The following is a 16,852-nucleotide window of genomic DNA, read 5'->3' as shown; positions in this document are numbered from 1 at the left end:
CTTGCGCCGGGTGTCCGGGACCTGTCCGCCAGCGGTGCGCCGGACAGGCTCTATGCGTTCCACACGCCGGTGGCGGCTGTGTCCCGCGCGTAGGCGGAGAAGTCGCGCGGTTCGCGGTCCAGTACTTCCTGGACGCCGTTCACCAGGCTGGCGTTGCGGCCGTCCAGGATGAGTGCGAAGAGGTCGGCGAGCTCCGCCGGCTGGCCCGCCTCGACGAGAGCCGCTCGGTAGTCGTCGCTGGAGACGGGGATGTAGGTGATGGTGCGGCCGGTCGCCGCGGACAGCTCGTCCGCCACGTCGCGGAAGCTGAGCAGGCGGGGTCCGGACAGTTCGTATGTGGCGTGGATGTGCCGGTCGTCGGTGAGCGCGGCGGCCGCCACGTCGGCGATGTCGTCGGCGTCGACGAAGGGCTCCACGCAGTCGCCGGTGGGGAGGGCGAGCTCGCCGGCCAGGACCGGCTCCAGGAAGAAGCTCTCGCTGAAGTTCTGGTTGAACCAGTCGCACCGCACGACGGTCCAGTCGGCGCCTGACTTCTTCAGTGAGTCCTCGGAGGCGACGGCGCCCTCCTCGCCCCGGCCGGAGAGCAGGACGAGCCGGCGCGTGCCGTGGGCGACGGCGAACTGCGAGAACTCCGCGATGGTCTCGCTCGCGCCAGGGAAGGCGAGGTCGGGGTAGTAGGTGACGTAAGCCGAGCCGACACCGTCCAGGGCCGGTCCCCAGGTGCCGGGGTCCTCCCAGACGAACGGCCGCTCGCCCTTGCGGGAGCCGATGCGGACCGGGCGCCCCTGTGAGGTGAGCCGGTCCGCCACACGGCGACCGGTCTTGCCCGTGCCGCCGATGACGAGGGTCAGGTTGTCGTTCTTCGTGCTGTGGGTCATGGCTCCAGTGAAGCGCGATCACCCTGGACGGAACATAGCCTCCAAGCTCAGTTCCATACGCAATCGTCTCAAGAGTGCCGGGGCGGTCCGGCCAGGTGGACGACCATCTCCGCCACCTCATCCGCGAGACAGACGGCGTTCACCGTGGCCCCGGCCGGGGCCAGTTCCTTGCCAGTGCCCGGGTTACTTGGCGCTGGAACACTCCTGACGGACCACCAGCGACACCGGACCAGCCCCCGAACTCCCCGGCGTCACCGCGGCATTGGTAGGTCAGCTCGACGTGACCGGCAGCACGTCGGGAGACAGCGCCGCCGCGTGCGCCGTCGCGCTCGTCATCCGCTTGCGATGGTGACGACGGCACAGAACCTCGTAGCCGACGGTCCCCATGCCCACGTCCCCCACCACGACCTGCTCGCCCTCGACGACCATCTCGCCACCGACCGTGCGGGCGTTGTGGGTGGCCCGTGCCCCGCACCAGCACATCGCCTCGACCTGGAGCGTCTCCACCCTGTCCGCCAGCTCGATCAGCCGCTGTGAACCGGGGAAGAGCCTGGTCCGGAAGTCCGTGGTGATGCCGAACGCGAACACGTCGAGGTCCAGATCGTCCACGATCCGGGCCAGCTGGTCTATCTGCTCGGTCAACAGGAACTGGGCCTCGTCCACGACGATGTAGTCGACCTTGCCGCCCCGCGACATGCGCTCCACCACGAAGACGTAGAGATCCAGCTCGGGCGTGGCCTCCACCGCCTCGGTCACCAGTCCCAGACGCGAGGACAGCTTGCCCTCCCCCGCACGGTCGTCCCGCGTGAAGATCAGGCTCTGCAGACCGCGAGCCGAGCGGTTGTGCGCGATCTGAAGCGCCAGAGTCGACTTCCCGCAGTCCATCGTTCCGGAGAAGAACACCAGCTCGGGCATGGGAAGGCGAGGACCTTTCAGAAGGGTTCGGGGCAGGACCGGGCGCCCGGCACGGACGCCGCGCTGCGGACGGGAGGCTTCAGGTGCGTACTTCCAGGAGCGGGATGAGTTGTTCCACGGGCGTCATCGAGCCGTGGTTGCCGACCATCGCGGACTCCTTCGGTTCCCTTTCGGAGGCGATGATCAGTACGTCGTCGCGGGCCGCGGCCACGACATCACCGATGCGCGCGTACACGCGTTCGTCGACCGTGGGGCCGAACCAGCCCGCCGCGATGGCCTCGTCGCGGGACGCCACCCAGAACTGCTCGCCCAGTACCTCGCGCCAGCAGGTCAGGACGTCCGCCTCGGCACCCGGCACCGCGTACACGTGGCGGGCCCGCCCCTCGCCGCCCAACAGGGCGACCCCGGCGCGCAGTTCCCAGTCCTCGTCGAAGTCGATGCGGTGCTGCTCGTCGAACGGGATATCGATCATGCCGTGGTCGGCGGTGACGTACAGGGCGGTACGCGGCGGGAGTTGCTCCGCCAGGCGCTGGACCAGCCGGTCGACGTACATCAGCTGCCCGCGCCAGGCGTCGGAGTCGATACCGAAGCGGTGGCCCTTGCCGTCCACCTCGGAGTAGTAGGTGTACACCAGCGAGCGGTCTCCGGCGGCCAGTTGCTCGGCCGCCAGGTCCATGCGCTCCTCGCCGGAGAGCCGTCCGTGGAAGGTTCCGCCGCTGAGTGCGATCTGGGTGAGCGGGGTGGTCTCGAAGGCCGGCGAGGAGACCTGGGCGGTGTGGACGCCCGCCTCGGCGGCCAGCTGGAAGACCGTGGGGTACGGCTGCCACGCCCGCGGTGCGGTCCAGGGGGTCCAGCGGAGCTGGTTCATCAGCTCGTCTGTCTCGGGGTTGCGGACCGTGTAACCGGGCAGCCCGTGTGCGCCCGGAGGCAGGCCCGTGCCGACGGACGTGAGGGAGGTCGCGGTGGTCGCCGGGTAGCCCGCTGTGATCGGGCGGCCGGTGCCACCCCGCGACGACGCGAGCAGCGAGGTCATAAAGGGGGCTTCGTCCGGGTGCTCCCTCAGCTGCTGCCAGCCCAGCCCGTCGATCAGGAAGACGCAGTTCCGGTCGGCCGCGGTCAGTTCCGTCATGGCGGCGGTCGTGCCGGGGACCTCCATGCCCGCCGCGAGGGTCGGCAGGAGGTCGGCCAGCGAGCCGGTGCCGTACTCGGGCACGGGGGCCGAGCTCACATCGAGGGATTCGGGCTCGTCCCAGAGAGGGGCGGGCGGGGCGGGCACCGAGCGCCCCGGGTCGGGGGCGGTGGGCGGGGACGCGTGGGACATCAGCGGGCGGTGTCCGCGGTCGCCTCGGAGAGGGACTGGGCGAAGGCGAGGGCCTGGCGCACCGTCTCCGGGCCGTCCCCGGCCTCGCTGACGCGCAGGCTGAGGTCGTCCGCCGTCGAGTTGCCCGTGTAGCCGTGGTCCGCCTCGCAGTTGGGGTCGCCGCAGGCCGCGGGCTCCAGGTCGATGCGGGAGACGGCTCCCCAGCCGATGGTCAGGACGACCTCGCGGGGCAGTGTGCCCGGCGAGTACGACTCCGGGTTCGCGACCACCCGGCTGACGACGACCGACGAGATCCGGCCGAGCTTCACGGACTCGGTGGACGTCGTGGCGTACGGCGTCGGGGACGTGCTGTCCGCGGTCTGCTCGTCGGTGTGGCTCACGATGAAGCGGTTGCCGGTGAGGACGAGCACCGTGACGTGCCGCCGCACCTCGTTGGCGTCGAACGTCGTCTCCTGATGGACCAGGTACGACCGGACGGCGTCGCCGCCGACGGCGGCCTCCACCGCCTCGGCCACGAGGGCCGGGTAGTAGCCGCTGCGCTCGATCGCCGCCCGCAGCCCCTGAGTCGTCGTACTGGTCTTGGCCATGACGTCCATCCTACGGGGGCACACTGACTGCGAGGGACCGCTCTGCCGTGACTGTCGCGGTCGGATCAGTACACCGGGAGCGTACGGGGGCCGAGGTCGTCGCGGGCGGGCGGACGCGCCAGCCGTACGGTGGCGCCGAGGACGCTCAGGCCGTACCGAGCGACGACGACCGGCTCCAGGGAGACCGCGACGACCTCCGGATGGTCGTCGACCAGTCGGGACACCCGCAGGAGCAGTTCTTCGAGGGCGGCGACATCGACCGGTGCCGAGCCGCGCCAGCCGAAGAGGAGCGGCGCTGTCCGGATCGACCGGACCAGTGAGGCCGCGTCCCGGTCGGTGACCGGAATCAGTCGGTGCGCGGTGTCGCCGAGCAGCTGCGAGGCGGCCCCCGCGAGCCCGAAGGAGACCACGGCTCCGGCCGCCGGGTCGATCACGGCCCGTACGACCGTGTCGACGCCGCGTGGGGCCATGCCCTGCACGACGGGCCGCAGCTCCTCGGACTTTCCGAAGAGGCCGGTCAACTCCGCGTACGCCCGGCGCAGTTGCTCCTCGTCCGTCAGGTCGAGCCGTACGCCGCCCAGGTCGGCGCGGTGCCGCAGGTGCGGGGCGGTGGCCTTGAGGGCCACGGGGTAGCCGAGGGCGCGCGCCGCCGCGACGGCCTCGTCCGGGGTGGGCGCGGGCCGGGCCTCGCGCACCGGGATGCCGTACCGGGCGAGGAGCGCGCACGTCTGGCCGGTGCCGAGCGTGAGCCCCTCCCCGCGCGCGAGGAGCGCCTCGATCTGGTCGGCGGCGCCCTTCTCGTCGATGTCCTCGTACTCCGGCACCCTCCCGGGGTCCGTGGCGTCGCGGCGCCACTGTGCGTACCGCACGGTTTCGGCGAGGGCCCGGACGGCGCGCTCGGCGGCGGGGTAGGCGGGGATGAGTCGGGCGCCCTCCGCGGGCAGTGCATCCGGGGGCAGAGCGTCATCCGGAAGCAGGACGTCCTCCACTCGCGCGCGTGCCGGCCGTTCGTCGGGGAGCGGTACGGCGCGGGGTGCCGTGCCGGCGGCCCGGGAGAGGGCGTCCGCGAGTCCGCCCAACTCCACGTGGACCACGAGGACCGGCTTGGCCGGGGCGGCGGCCGCCGCCGAGCGGAGCGCCTCGGCGAGGGCCTCGTCGGCGGCGGACGTCTCGCCCACCGCCGGTATGGCCGTCACGATCACGGCGTCGCACGCGTCGTCCGCCAGCGCCCGCGCCAGGGCCGCGTGGAAGTCCCCCGCCGAGGCCCCGGTCGTGAGGTCCAGCGGCGGCAGGGGGCCGAGCCCCTGGGCGAGGCACGCGTCGTACGTCAGCAGTCCGAGCGACTCCGAGTTGCCGAGGATCGCCACGCGCGGGCCGGCGGGCAGGGGCTGGCGGGCCAGCAGCAGCCCCGTGTCGACGAGCTCGGTGATCGTGTCCACGCGGATCACGCCGGCCTGTCGCAGCAGGTCGGAGACGGTGGCCTGCGGCAGCCGCGTGGCACGTACGGGGTGCCCCTGGGGTGGCGCACCGCCGTGGCGCGCACCCTGGACCACGACCAGCGGCTTGGCCGCGGCCGTGCGGCGCGCGAGGCGTGTGAACTTGCGCGGGTTGCCGATGGACTCCAGGTACATGAGGGCGACGTCGGTGTCCGGATCGTCGTACCAGTACTGGAGCACGTCGTTGCCGGAGACGTCCGCGCGGTTGCCCGACGACACGAAGGTGGACACGCCCGTGACGCCGGTGACTCCTCCCCCGCGCCGGTGGAGCCGGGACAGCAGGGCGATGCCGATGGCCCCGGACTGGGCGAAGAGGCCGATCCGTCCGGGGCGCGGCATCTCGGGAGCGAGGGAGGCGTTGAGCCTGATGCCGGGCGAGGTGTTGATGATCCCGAAGGCGTTGGGCCCGACGATGCGCATGCCGTGGGTGCGGGCCTGGCGCACCAGTTCGCGCTGGCGCTCGCGCCCTTGGGGGCCGCTCTCGGCGTACCCGGCGGAGAGGACCACGAGGCCCTGGACGCCGTGCTCGCCGCACTCGGCGACGACCTCGGGGACGTGCTCGGCCGGGACGGCGACGACCGCGAGGTCGACGGGCTCGGCGATCTCGCGGATGGATCGGTACGCCGGGACTCCGCCGAGCTCCTCGTCCTGAACGGCCCTGTTGACGGCGTACAGGCGCCCGGTGAATCCTGCGTCCCGCAGGTTGGCGAGCACGTTGCGGCCGACGCCTCCGGGCGCGCGTCCCGCGCCGATGACGGCGACCGAGCCGGGCGCGAGCAGCCGCTGCACGGACCGGGCCTCGGCGCGCTGCTCCCGCGCGCGCTGCACGGCGAGGGAGCGGTCGGTGGGCTCCAGGTCGAGCTCCAGGCGGACGACTCCGTCCTCGAAGCTGCGCTGCTGCTGGTACCCGGCGTCGGTGAACACCTTGATCATCTTGGTGTTGGCGGGGAGCACCTCGGCGGCGAAGCGGCGGATGCCGCGCTCGCGGGCGACGGCCGCGATGTGTTCGAGGAGCGCGGACGCGACACCCCGCCCCTGATGGGCGTCCTGCACGAGAAAGGCGACCTCGGCCTCGTCCGCCGGAGTTGACGCGGGCATGCCCGCTGCATCGATGCGGTCATAGCGTACGGTGGCGATGAACTCGCCGCCGACCGTGGCCGCGAGTCCCACCCGGTCCACAAAGTCGTGGTGCGTGAAGCGGTGGACGTCCTTGGCGGACAGGCGAGGGTACGGCGCGAAGAAGCGGTAGTACTTCGACTCGTCGGACACCTGCTCGTAGAAGCTGACCAGGCGCTCGGCGTCATCAACGGTGATGGGCCTCACGCGCGCGGTGCCGCCGTCGCGCAGCACCACGTCAGCCTCCCAGTGGGCGGGGTACTCGCGCCGGTCCGACGAGGTCTGCATGGGCCCCAGAGTAGGACTCGCGTACGACAACGGCGCGGGGCGGTCTCGCGCACGAACACGGCGCGGGGCAGTCTGGGGGACACACAACAGCCGGATCGCGGTCAGGCCGTGGGCCCGATCCGGACCCGCTCCACGAAGCGGGAGACCGACCTGGACAACCCGGTCCAGACCGGTTGAGACACCTGATGACACCTGATGACACCTGATGACACCTGATGACACCTGAAGGGCAGCAACACATGGCTGAGCGCCGCGTCAACGTCGGCTGGGCCGAGGGCCTCCACGCCCGTCCCGCCTCCATCTTCGTCCGGGCCGCCACGGCCTCCGGTATCCCCGTGACGATCGCCAAGGCCGACGGCACCCCCGTCAACGCGGCCTCCATGCTGGGCGTGCTGGGCCTGGGCGCCAAGGGCGGCGAGGAGATAGTGCTCGCCTCCGAGGCCGAGGGCGCGGACGCCGCGCTCGACCGCCTGGCGAAGCTGGTCGCCGAGGGGCTCGAAGAGCTTCCCGAAACCGTCTGAGTGACGCGGCAATAGGCCCGAAAGGCCACCCGCGCACACATCGAAGGGCTCGTCCGAATTATCGGGCGAGCCCTTCGCATTTCCTCTTCGAGGGCAGCAGAAATAATCCCCCGCGAATCCCCCGCCGAATTCGGCCCTCTTTGTATACGGCTCTCCTGTTAATGCCGCAGGCCCGTGATGTTTACGGGATGTTGCGAAGTCCTCACACGCTCGGCGCGGTCGGCCTGACCGGGAAATCGCAGCCGGTGCGCGGCGGTCGCGCGCTCGGCGTGCAGGGCCGTGATCGTGCGGGCCCGCTCGCTGTCGCCGCGCGCCACGGCGTCGACGATGCCGCCGTGCTCGGCCCAGGACTCGACGGGGCCGGCGGGCGCCTCCACCGCGTACATCCAGGCGATCTTGTGGCGCAGCTGGGCGAGCGTCGAGGTCAGCGCGGGGCTGCCGGAGGCCTGGGCGAGCGTCTCGTGGAACCAGCCCCCGAGTGAGCGCAGGTCATCGCTGTTGCCCCGCCTGGCCCGCTCCTGCCCCAGCCTGACCAGGCCCCGCAGCACCTTCAGGTGCGCCTCGGTACGGCGCTGGGCGGCGCGCGCGGCGCCCAGCGGCTCCAGCAGCATGCGCATCTCCAGCAGGTCGGAGGCCTCCTGCTCGGTGGGCTCCGCGACACACGCGCCCGCGTGCCGTCGGGTGACGACGAAGCCCTCGGCCTCCAGCGTGCGCAGCGCCTCACGGACGGGGACTCGGCTGACGCCGTACCGGCGGGCGAGGAGTTCCTCGGTGAGCCGGCTGCCGCGCTCGTAGACACCCGCGACGATGTCATCACGGATCGCCGTGCATACCGAGTGCGCCGGAATACGCATGACCGGACCTCCGCCTTAATCCCCGTGAAACGCCATTGATTGACGTGCGCTCAAGCGACTCTATTGCAGTTGGCCGGAAATTCCGATGCCGGGCCGGAATCCAGGGATATTTTTTGGACAGGAGGCACGTCACAACGACGAAAGCCCCGGCTCGGTGAGCCGGGGCCTCGTAGAGCCTCGTGGTGCCGCTGGGACACGGGCGGACGGCGAGACGTCCGCGGTCGGCGGCGGGCGCGTGCCGTCAGACGTTCACGCCGTGCGAGCGCAGATACGCGACGGGATCCATGTCCGAGCCGTACTCGGCCGTCGAGCGGGCCTCGAAGTGCAGGTGCGGGCCCGTGACGTTGCCGGTCGCCCCGGACAGGCCTATCTGCCGGCCCGGGGTGACCGTCTGGCCGACGGAGACCCCGATGGACGACAGGTGGCCGTACTGCGTGTACGTGCCGTCGTGCATCTTGATGACGATGTTGTTGCCGTAGGCACCGCCCCAGCCCGCCTCGACGACGGTGCCGGAGCCGACCGCGCGGACGACCGTGCCCGAGGAGGCGTGGAAGTCGATGCCGGTGTGGCTGCCGGAGGACCAGGCGGCGCCGCCGGACTTGTAGCCGGTCGAGACGTACGAGCCGCTGACCGGGGCGACGAAGGTGTTGAGGCGCTTGCGCTCGGCCTCACGGGCGGCGCGCGCCTTGGCCTCGCGCTCCTTCTTGGCCGCCTCGGCCGCCTCCTCCGCGCGCCGCTTCGCGAGGGCCTCGGCCTTCCTCTGCGCGGCCGCCTCCGCGGCGGCCTGCTGCTGGGCGACGGCCTGGGCGTCGATCTGTTCGGCCACCGCGTCGCCGATCTCGATGGCCTGGGTGAGCCCGGTCTGTCCGGCGGAGGTGTCCGCGGCGAAGGCGGGGGCGGCCAGCGTGCCGATGACGCCGGAGGTGGTGAGCGCGGCGGCGCCGACGGCCTTCGTGGTCGCGCGCTTCATCCGGCCGGCGCGGCGGTGCTTCCCGGTGGCGCAGGTGAACGCCATGAAGTGGCTGGTCCTTTCCTTCCTTCTCGCCTACCGGGTTAGCTGACGGGTTCGGAGCAGGAAGGTCTCCTACGGTCCCCCTTCACCATGGGAAGGGCGTCCGATTCACCCCAGGGACTGCGATTGGGTCCCCGGCTCCCCTGGCTCGCGCCGTTCGGGGACTCGGCGATGACTGTCCGGTGCCGCGGGTGCGGCGCACTGCTGACGAACAGCCGAACAGACGCTAAGCGGGCCCTCTTTGAAATCACAAACGAAGCAGGGGTTTTGTAGCGCACACCACAGGGCAGACAGGCAACTTCCCCCGCAAAACAGACATCCGGGGCCCTGATGACTCTTTCGTCACCAGGACCCCGGAAGCCGGTGGGCCCGGCTGGGCCCGTGCGGGCGCTCTACTCGGCGCGTACGACGGAGACTTCGCCGATGCCGAGTGCCTTGACGGGCTCCTCGATCTGCGCGGCGTCACCGACGAGGACCGTCACGAGGCGGTCCACCGGGAAGGCGTTCACCACGGCCGCGGTGGCCTCCACGGTGCCGGTCGCGGCGAGCTGCCGGTACAGCGTCGCCTGGTAGTCGTCCGGCAGGTGCTGCTCGACCTGGTCGGCGAGGGTGCTCGCGACGGCGCCGGCCGTCTCGTACTTGAGAGGGGCGACCCCGACGAGGTTCTGCACGGCGACGTCACGCTCGGCGTCGGTGAGGCCCTCGGCGGCGAGGGTGCGCAGCACGGTCCACAGGTCGTCGAGGGCCGGGCCCGTGTTCGGCGTGTCGACGGAGCCGCTGATGGCGAGCATCGCGGCGCCCGAGCCGTCGGGCGCGGAGCGCAGCACCTGGCCGAACGCCCGCACACCGTAGGTGTAGCCCTTCTCCTCGCGCAGGACACGGTCCAGGCGGGAGGTGAGGGTGCCGCCGAGGCAGTACGTGCCGAGCACCTGGGCCGGCCACACTCGGTCGTGGCGGTCGGCGCCGACGCGGCCGATGAGCAGCTGCGTCTGGACGGCTCCGGGGCGGTCGACGATGACGACGCGGCCGGTGTCGTCGGCGGTCACCGCGGGCACGGGGCGCGGCTGGGCCGAGGAGCCGGTCCAGGCGCCCAGGGTGTCGCCGAGCAGCGCGTCCAGGTCGACGCCGGTGAGGTCGCCGACGACGACCGCGGTGGCCGTGGCGGGCCGCACGTGCTTCTCGTAGAAGGCGCGCACGGCCGCCGAGTCGATGCCCTCGACCGTCTCCTCGGTGCCCTGGCGCGGACGCGACATGCGCGAGGTCGCCGGGAACAGCTCCTTGGAGAGCTCCTTCGCGGCACGGCGGGCCGGGTTGGCGGTCTCGTGCGGGATCTCGTCGAGCCGGTTCCGCACCAACCGCTCGACCTCGCTGTCCGCGAACGCGGGGGCCCTCAGGGCGTCGGCGAGCAGACCGAGCGCCTTGGGGAGCCGCGAGACGGGGACTTCGAGGCTGAGACGTACGCCGGGGTGATCGGCGTGCGAGTCGAGGGTGGCGCCGCAGCGCTCCAGCTCGGCGGCGAACTCCTCCGCGGAGTGCTTGTCGGTGCCCTCGGAGAAGGCACGGGCCATGATCGTGGCGACCCCGTCGAGGCCCGTGGGCTCGGCGTCGAGGGGGGCGTCGAGGAGCACCTCGACGGCGACGACCTGCTGGCCGGGGCGGTGGCAGCGCAGCACGGTCAGCCCGTTGTCGAGCGCGCCGCGCTCGGGCGCCGGGAACGCCCAGGGCCTGGCGTCGCCGGCCTGGGGCTGCGGGTGGAAGTCCATGGTCGCGAGCTCGGTCACTTGGCCGACTCCTCGTTCTCGTCGGTCACCGCGGCTTCGGCGGTCTCGTCGGCTTCGTCGGCGTCCCCGCTCCCGGCCGTGATCGGCTCGTACACGAGCACCGCGCGGTTGTCGGGCCGCAGCCGGGCCTGGGCGACGGCCTGGACCTCCTCCGCGGTCACGTCGAGCACGCGCTGGACGGCGGTGAGGGCGAGCTGCGGGTCGCCGAACAGGACGGCGTACCGGCACAGTTCGTCGGCGCGGCCCGCGACCGTGCCGAGCCGGTCCAGCCACTCGCGCTCCAACTGGGCCTGGGCGCGCTCCATTTCCTCGGCCGTGGGGCCCTCGGCGGCGAACCGGGCGAGCTCCTCGTCGACGGCGGCCTCGATGACCGGGACCTCGACGTCGCCGGAGGTCTTCACGTCGAGCCACCCCAGGGAGGGCGCCCCCGCCAGCCGCAGCAGGCCGAACCCGGCGGCGACGGCCGTACGGTCGCGCCGTACGAGCCGGTTGTAGAGGCGGGACGACTCGCCGCCGCCGAGGACCGTCAGCGCCAGGTCGGCCGCGTCGGCCTCGCGCGTGCCGTCCTCCGGGAGGCGGTAGGCCGCCATCAACGCGCGCGCGGGGACCTCTTCCTCCACGACCTCACGCAGCTGCTCGCCGATGGTCTCCGGCAGCGAACCGTCCCGCGGGGCGGGCTTCCCGTCGTGCCCGGGGATGGACCCGAAGTACTTCTCGATCCAGGCGAGCGTCTGCTCCGGGTCGATGTCGCCGACCACGGAGAGCACCGCGTTGTTGGGCGCGTAGTAGGTGCGGAAGAACGCGCGCGCGTCCTCCAGCGTGGCCGCGTCCAGGTCGGCCATCGAACCGATCGGGGTGTGGTGGTACGGGTGGCCGTCCGGGTAGGAGAGGGCGGTCAGCTTCTCGAAGGCGGTGCCGTAGGGGACGTTGTCGTAGCGCTGGCGGCGCTCGTTCTTGACGACGTCCCGCTGGTTCTCCATGGACTCGTCGTCCAGCGCCGTGAGCAGCGAGCCCATGCGGTCGGCCTCCAGCCAGAGGGCGAGCTCCAGCTGGTGGGCGGGCATGGTCTCGAAGTAGTTGGTGCGCTCGAAGCTCGTCGTACCGTTCAGCGAGCCGCCCGCGCCCTGGACCAGCTCGAAGTGGCCGTTGCCCGGCACCTGGGCCGAGCCCTGGAACATCAGGTGCTCGAAGAGGTGGGCGAGGCCGGTGCGGCCCTTGACCTCGTGACGGGAGCCGACGTCGTACCAGAGGCACACCGCCGCGACCGGGGTCAGGTGGTCCTCGGAGAGCACCACGCGCAGCCCATTGGCCAGGCGGTGCTCGGTCGCTGTCAGGCCCCCGGTGCCTGCCTCGGCTGTGGCCGTGTGACCCATGGGCATGTACGTCCCTTCATCGCGGAAGCTGTCGTGGAAAACCGCGCTCTTCCTGCCGGTCCTGCCACTGTATGCAAGCGTGCGGACAGCTGGCGAAGTTCCCGGTTCCCGTACGCCCAGAGCGAGACTCCCGGGTGGGAGTGCGGGGAGTCATGTAGGCCCGGCGCGAGCCGGGGCCAGGGGCCGGGCCGTAGAGGAACTCGGGTGGGCAACTGCTGACAGGCTTGGTCACGGTGTGCCATCAAATGCTCCCTGTGGGTGATATTCTCATGTTGTCGGTCACAGCGGAGTGCCTGTTATCGGCGAGGTGTGACTCGCGCGCGACCAGAGGATCGGGCCGAGAGAGCTACCCGTCGGGGCGCTTGCAGCCGAGGACCGCAGGGAGGGTGGACCAGCCCCGCCGAGGACTTCGTGCAAGCCCACCGGGCCGTAAGACGCGGATCGCCGTGGGGGTACCTCCCACGCCCTTAAGGCAGTGGGGGAGGATCAGCGCGCCTTTCGACCCCGAAGACCGTTCGCGGGGCAGTCCGGGACATCCCGGATGCGGAGTTCGGCCAACACTGGCCAACAACACCAGGAACGGTGCGGCACCATGGCCGGGTACGGGCCGGGGGAGCGGGAGCGGCGCCATGTTGACGTGAGCGCCTGGCGACGCTTCTCCGCCGTGCCGGCGTACTCCTCCTCCCCCCGCCCCGACGTGCACGCCGGGCGCTCCGGCGCCGTGTTGGGAGGGGCGGAGAGGGGCCCCTGTGGAAGGGGCGTGGTCCGGGTTGTCGGTGGGTCGGGCCACAATGGAGCCCGTCAGATCCCGTTCATGCCCCGGCAAGACTGTGAAGGAGCCGCAGCAGCGATGGCCCGCCGCAGCACGAAGACTCCGCCCGACGACGCGTACGAGGAGAGGATCCTCGACATCGACGTCGTCGACGAGATGCAGGGCTCCTTCCTGGAGTACGCGTACTCGGTCATCTACTCCCGAGCCCTGCCGGACGCCCGCGACGGCCTCAAGCCGGTGCACCGCCGGATCGTCTACCAGATGAGCGAGATGGGCCTGCGCCCCGACCGCGGCTACGTGAAGTGCGCCCGCGTCGTCGGCGAGGTCATGGGTAAGTTGCACCCGCACGGCGACGCGTCGATCTACGACGCCCTGGTGCGCCTGGCCCAGCCCTTCTCCATGCGCGTGCCGCTGGTCGACGGCCACGGCAACTTCGGCTCTCTGGGCAACGACGACCCTCCGGCCGCCATGCGGTACACGGAGTGCCGGATGGCCGACGCGACCAGCCTGATGACCGAGTCCATCGACGAGAACACGGTGGACTTCGCGCCCAACTACGACGGCCAGGAGCAGGAGCCGGTGGCGCTGCCCGCCGCGTTCCCGAACCTGCTGGTGAACGGCGCGTCGGGCATCGCCGTCGGCATGGCGACGAACATGCCGCCGCACAACCTGAGCGAGGTCATCGCCGCGGCCCGCCACCTGATCCGTCACCCGAACGCCGACCTCGACACGTTGATGAAGCACGTGCCGGGCCCCGACCTCCCCACGGGCGGCCGGATCGTCGGCCTCTCCGGGATCAGGGACGCGTACGAGACGGGCCGCGGCACCTTCAAGATCCGCGCCACGGTGTCCGTGGAGAGCGTGACGGCACGGCGCAAGGGCCTGGTCGTCACCGAGCTGCCCTTCAGCGTCGGTCCGGAGAAGGTGATCGCCAAGATCAAGGACCTGGTCGGCTCGAAGAAGCTGCAGGGCATCGCCGACGTCAAGGACCTCACCGACCGCCAGCACGGCCTGCGCCTGGTCATCGAGATCAAGAACGGCTTCGTGCCGGAGGCGGTCCTGGAGCAGCTCTACAAGCTGACGCCGATGGAGGAGAGCTTCGGCATCAACAACGTGGCGCTGGTCGACGGCCAGCCGCTCACGCTGGGCCTGAAGGAGCTCCTGGAGGTCTACCTCGACCACCGCTTCAACGTGGTACGGCGTCGCTCCGAGTTCCGCCGCGGCAAGAGGCGCGACCGGCTCCATCTGGTCGAGGGCCTGCTCACGGCACTGGTGGACATCGACGAGGTGATCCGCCTGATCCGCTCCAGCGACAACTCGGCGGAGGCGAAGCAGCGCCTGATCGAGCGCTTCTCGCTGAGCGACATCCAGACGCAGTACATCCTGGACACGCCGCTGCGCCGTCTGACCAGGTTCGACCGGATCGAGCTGGAGTCGGAGCGGGACCGGCTGAACGCGGAGATCGCGGAGCTGACCCGCATCCTGGAGTCGGACGCGGAGCTGCGCAAGCTGGTCTCGGGCGAACTGGCCGCGGTGGCCAAGAAGTTCGGCACGTCCCGTCGCACGGTGCTCCTCGAGTCCTCCGGCACCCCCGCGCCCACGGTCCCGCTCCAGGTGGAGGACGCCCCGTGCCGCGTCCTGCTCTCCTCGACGGGCCTGCTGGCGCGTACGGCGAACAGCGAGCCCTTCGCACCGGACGAGGACGGGCGGCGGACCAAGCACGACGTGATCGTCTCCGCCGTGCCGGCGACGGCCCGGGGCGAGGTGGGCGCCGTGACGTCGTCGGGCCGCCTGCTGCGGCTGAACGTCATCGACCTCCCCCAGCTCCCGGAGACCGTGTCGGCACCGAACCTCTCGGGCGGCGCACCGGTGTCGGAGTTCCTCTCCCTGGAGGACGGCGAGACGGTGGTCTGCCTGACGACGCTGGACGAGTCCTCGCCGGGCCTGGCGCTCGGCACCGCGCAGGGCGTCGTCAAGCGTGTGGTCCCCGACTACCCGGTCAACAAGGAGGAGTTGGAGGTCATCACGCTCAAGGAGGGCGACCGGATCGTCGGCGCCGTCGAGCTGCGCACGGGCGAGGAGGACCTGGTCTTCATCACGGACGACGCCCAGCTGCTGCGCTACCAGGCCTCACAGGTGCGCCCGCAGGGCCGTCCGGCGGGTGGTATGGCCGGCATCAAGCTCACCGAGGGCGCGAAGGTCATCTCGTTCACGGCCGTGGACCCGGCGGCGGACGCGATCGTCTTCACCGTGGCGGGCTCGCGGGGCACCCTGGACGACTCGGTCCAGACGACCGCCAAGCTGACGCCGTTCGACCAGTATCCGCGCAAGGGCCGCGCCACCGGCGGTGTGCGCTGTCAGCGGTTCCTGAAGGGCGAGGACTGTCTGTCGTTCGCCTGGGCGGGCCCGATCCCGGCACGGGCCGCCCAGAAGAACGGCACCCCGGCCGAGCTGCCCGAGGCCGACCCGCGCCGCGATGGTTCGGGTGTGTCGCTGCAGAAGACGGTGTCGGTGGTCGCGGGACCGGTCTGACCGCCGGCCGGACCGCTCTGAGGCCGGGCGCCCGGCTCGTCTCTGGGCCTCGGAGCCCGGCTCGGCGGGGTTCTGAACCCCATCAATTTTCCCGAAGCTCATCGGGGTCCTGAGCCTCATCGGGATCCTGCACGTACCGGAGGACGCCCCACATGCTCGTCTCGTCGGCGTGTGGGGCGCCGTCCTCGCAGGCCCGAAGCTCCTTGCCGAGGGTCGGCGTGTCGATGCCGGACCCGATGAGGACGAGCTGGGTGCGGCGAGGGTCGCCGGGCGTCCAGGGCTCGGGGTAGAACCGCAGGAACCGCCCCACGGCGTGCACGGCATACCGGTTGTCCCGGTCGTGGGCACCGAAGTCGACGTATCCCTTGATGCGGTAGAGCCCGTCGGGCCGGCTGTCGAGGAACTCCATCAACCGGCGTGGGCCGAGGGGCACTTCGGAGGTGAAGGCGAGCGATTCGTAGGCGGTGTGGAGATGCCCGCAGTGCTCACCGTGCCCGTGCTCGCCGTCCCCGTGGCCCGCATCGCTTCCGTCTCCCTCTCCCTCCCCCTCCGCCTGCCGGTGGAGGTCGTCGAAGGACAGTTGCCCGACCCGCTCCTCGTCCGGCCTGCGGTCGAAGAGGAACTCCGGGTCGATGCGGCCGTACGTGGCGGGCACGACGGCGGCGCCGTCGCCGAGGGAACGAACAAGCTCCAGGACCCGCTCACGCTCGCCGTCCGCGGCCCGGTCGAGCTTGTTGACGACGACGAGGTCGGCGAGCGAGAGGTGCCGGTCGATCTCGGGGTGCTTCTCACGGGTCGCGTCGAACTCGGCGGCGTCGACGACCTCGACGAGCCCGCCGTACACGACCCGCGGGTTCTCACTGGCGAGCACCATGCGCACGAGTTCCTGCGGTTCCGCGAGCCCGCTGGCCTCGATGACGATGACGTCGATCCGGGCGGAGGGACGGGCGAGCCGCTCAAGGTACAGATCGAGCTCGCTGACGTCGACGGCACAGCACAGGCAGCCGTTGCCGAGGGAGACGGTGGAGTCTCCGAGCGCCCCGGCCACGGCCATCGCGTCGATCTCGATGGCACCGAAGTCGTTCACGATGGCCCCGATACGGCTGCCCCCGCTCCGGTGGAGCAGATGATTGAGCAACGTGGTCTTGCCCGAGCCCAGGAACCCCGCGAGGACGACGACCGGGATCTGTGACCCCTCGGGCGCCGTGATCTGCCGGGGATCCGGACTCGACGACATGTCCGACTGGTCGACCCGGTTCGCCTGGCTCAACGCGCGCCCTCTCTCCCACCACATGAATGTCGCCCCAGGATACGAGCGGGCCGAATCCCCGCGAAGTGAACGATGGTTCGCGACCACACGTGCGTCGGCCCCATAAGGACGAGGATCAGTATGTTGTGACCATGCA

General features: G+C 71.2%; 12 protein-coding genes and 1 riboswitch. Of the genes, 2 read left to right on the top strand and 10 right to left on the bottom strand.

Features of this window, described 5'->3' with window-relative positions:
• Window positions 1-50: 50 nt before the first annotated feature.
• The 5 genes from E0500_RS19655 to E0500_RS19635 form a co-directional block, all read right to left on the bottom strand.
• On the bottom strand, window positions 51-878 hold the full coding sequence (locus E0500_RS19655; RefSeq protein WP_131563512.1) for an NmrA family NAD(P)-binding protein: 828 nt from the start codon (window positions 876-878) through the stop codon (window positions 51-53).
• A 270-nt stretch (window positions 879-1,148) separates the two neighbouring features.
• Window positions 1,149-1,793: a thymidine kinase gene (locus E0500_RS19650; protein ID WP_131563511.1), complete on the bottom strand. Its 645-nt coding sequence runs from the start codon at window positions 1,791-1,793 to the stop codon at window positions 1,149-1,151.
• A gap of 79 nt (window positions 1,794-1,872) precedes the next feature.
• Window positions 1,873-3,114: an alkaline phosphatase family protein gene (locus tag E0500_RS19645; protein ID WP_181587055.1), complete on the bottom strand. Its 1,242-nt coding sequence runs from the start codon at window positions 3,112-3,114 to the stop codon at window positions 1,873-1,875.
• Window positions 3,114-3,710, bottom strand: coding sequence for a DUF5998 family protein (locus E0500_RS19640; RefSeq protein WP_131564886.1), 597 nt, complete (start codon window positions 3,708-3,710; stop codon window positions 3,114-3,116). Before E0500_RS19640 ends, E0500_RS19645 begins: the two co-directional genes overlap by 1 nt.
• Before the next feature lie 56 nt (window positions 3,711-3,766).
• Window positions 3,767-6,601, bottom strand: a complete 2,835-nt coding sequence (locus tag E0500_RS19635; RefSeq protein WP_131564888.1) for a GNAT family N-acetyltransferase — start codon at window positions 6,599-6,601, stop codon at window positions 3,767-3,769.
• Window positions 6,602-6,840: 239 nt separating this feature from the next.
• Between E0500_RS19635 and E0500_RS19630 the strand changes: the two genes are divergently transcribed.
• Window positions 6,841-7,122, top strand: coding sequence for an HPr family phosphocarrier protein (locus tag E0500_RS19630; RefSeq protein ID WP_131564890.1), 282 nt, complete (start codon window positions 6,841-6,843; stop codon window positions 7,120-7,122).
• 158 nt (window positions 7,123-7,280) lie between these two features.
• Here the strand turns inward: E0500_RS19630 and E0500_RS19625 are convergent, their stop codons facing one another.
• From E0500_RS19625 to E0500_RS19610, 4 genes are all read right to left on the bottom strand, one after another.
• Window positions 7,281-7,976 (bottom strand): GntR family transcriptional regulator, encoded by a 696-nt coding sequence (locus E0500_RS19625; RefSeq protein ID WP_131564893.1) that lies wholly within the window; start codon window positions 7,974-7,976, stop codon window positions 7,281-7,283.
• A gap of 241 nt (window positions 7,977-8,217) precedes the next feature.
• Entirely contained in the window at window positions 8,218-8,991 is a 774-nt protein-coding gene (locus E0500_RS19620; protein ID WP_131564895.1) for a M23 family metallopeptidase, read from the bottom strand.
• A gap of 12 nt (window positions 8,992-9,003) precedes the next feature.
• A riboswitch (cyclic di-AMP (ydaO/yuaA leader) is annotated at window positions 9,004-9,169 on the bottom strand.
• A gap of 211 nt (window positions 9,170-9,380) precedes the next feature.
• Entirely contained in the window at window positions 9,381-10,769 is a 1,389-nt protein-coding gene (locus E0500_RS19615; RefSeq protein ID WP_131564898.1) for a pitrilysin family protein, read from the bottom strand.
• Window positions 10,766-12,142: a pitrilysin family protein gene (locus tag E0500_RS19610; RefSeq protein ID WP_131564921.1), complete on the bottom strand. Its 1,377-nt coding sequence runs from the start codon at window positions 12,140-12,142 to the stop codon at window positions 10,766-10,768. Before E0500_RS19610 ends, E0500_RS19615 begins: the two co-directional genes overlap by 4 nt.
• A gap of 850 nt (window positions 12,143-12,992) precedes the next feature.
• Between E0500_RS19610 and E0500_RS19605 the strand changes: the two genes are divergently transcribed.
• Window positions 12,993-15,446, top strand: coding sequence for a DNA topoisomerase (ATP-hydrolyzing) subunit A (locus tag E0500_RS19605; RefSeq protein WP_131564900.1), 2,454 nt, complete (start codon window positions 12,993-12,995; stop codon window positions 15,444-15,446).
• Window positions 15,447-15,528: 82 nt separating this feature from the next.
• Here E0500_RS19605 and E0500_RS19600 read toward each other — a convergent pair whose 3' ends face one another.
• A complete protein-coding gene (locus E0500_RS19600; RefSeq protein ID WP_131564923.1) occupies window positions 15,529-16,683 on the bottom strand; it encodes a GTP-binding protein in 1,155 nt (384 codons plus the stop codon).
• Between the last annotated feature and the right edge of the window lie 169 nt (window positions 16,684-16,852).

The organism is Streptomyces sp. KM273126 (assembly GCF_004337435.2).
Lineage (GTDB): Bacteria > Actinomycetota > Actinomycetes > Streptomycetales > Streptomycetaceae > Streptomyces > Streptomyces acidicola.
Note: the sequence above shows the minus strand (reverse complement) of the source record. Positions and strands in the feature narration are given on the sequence as shown.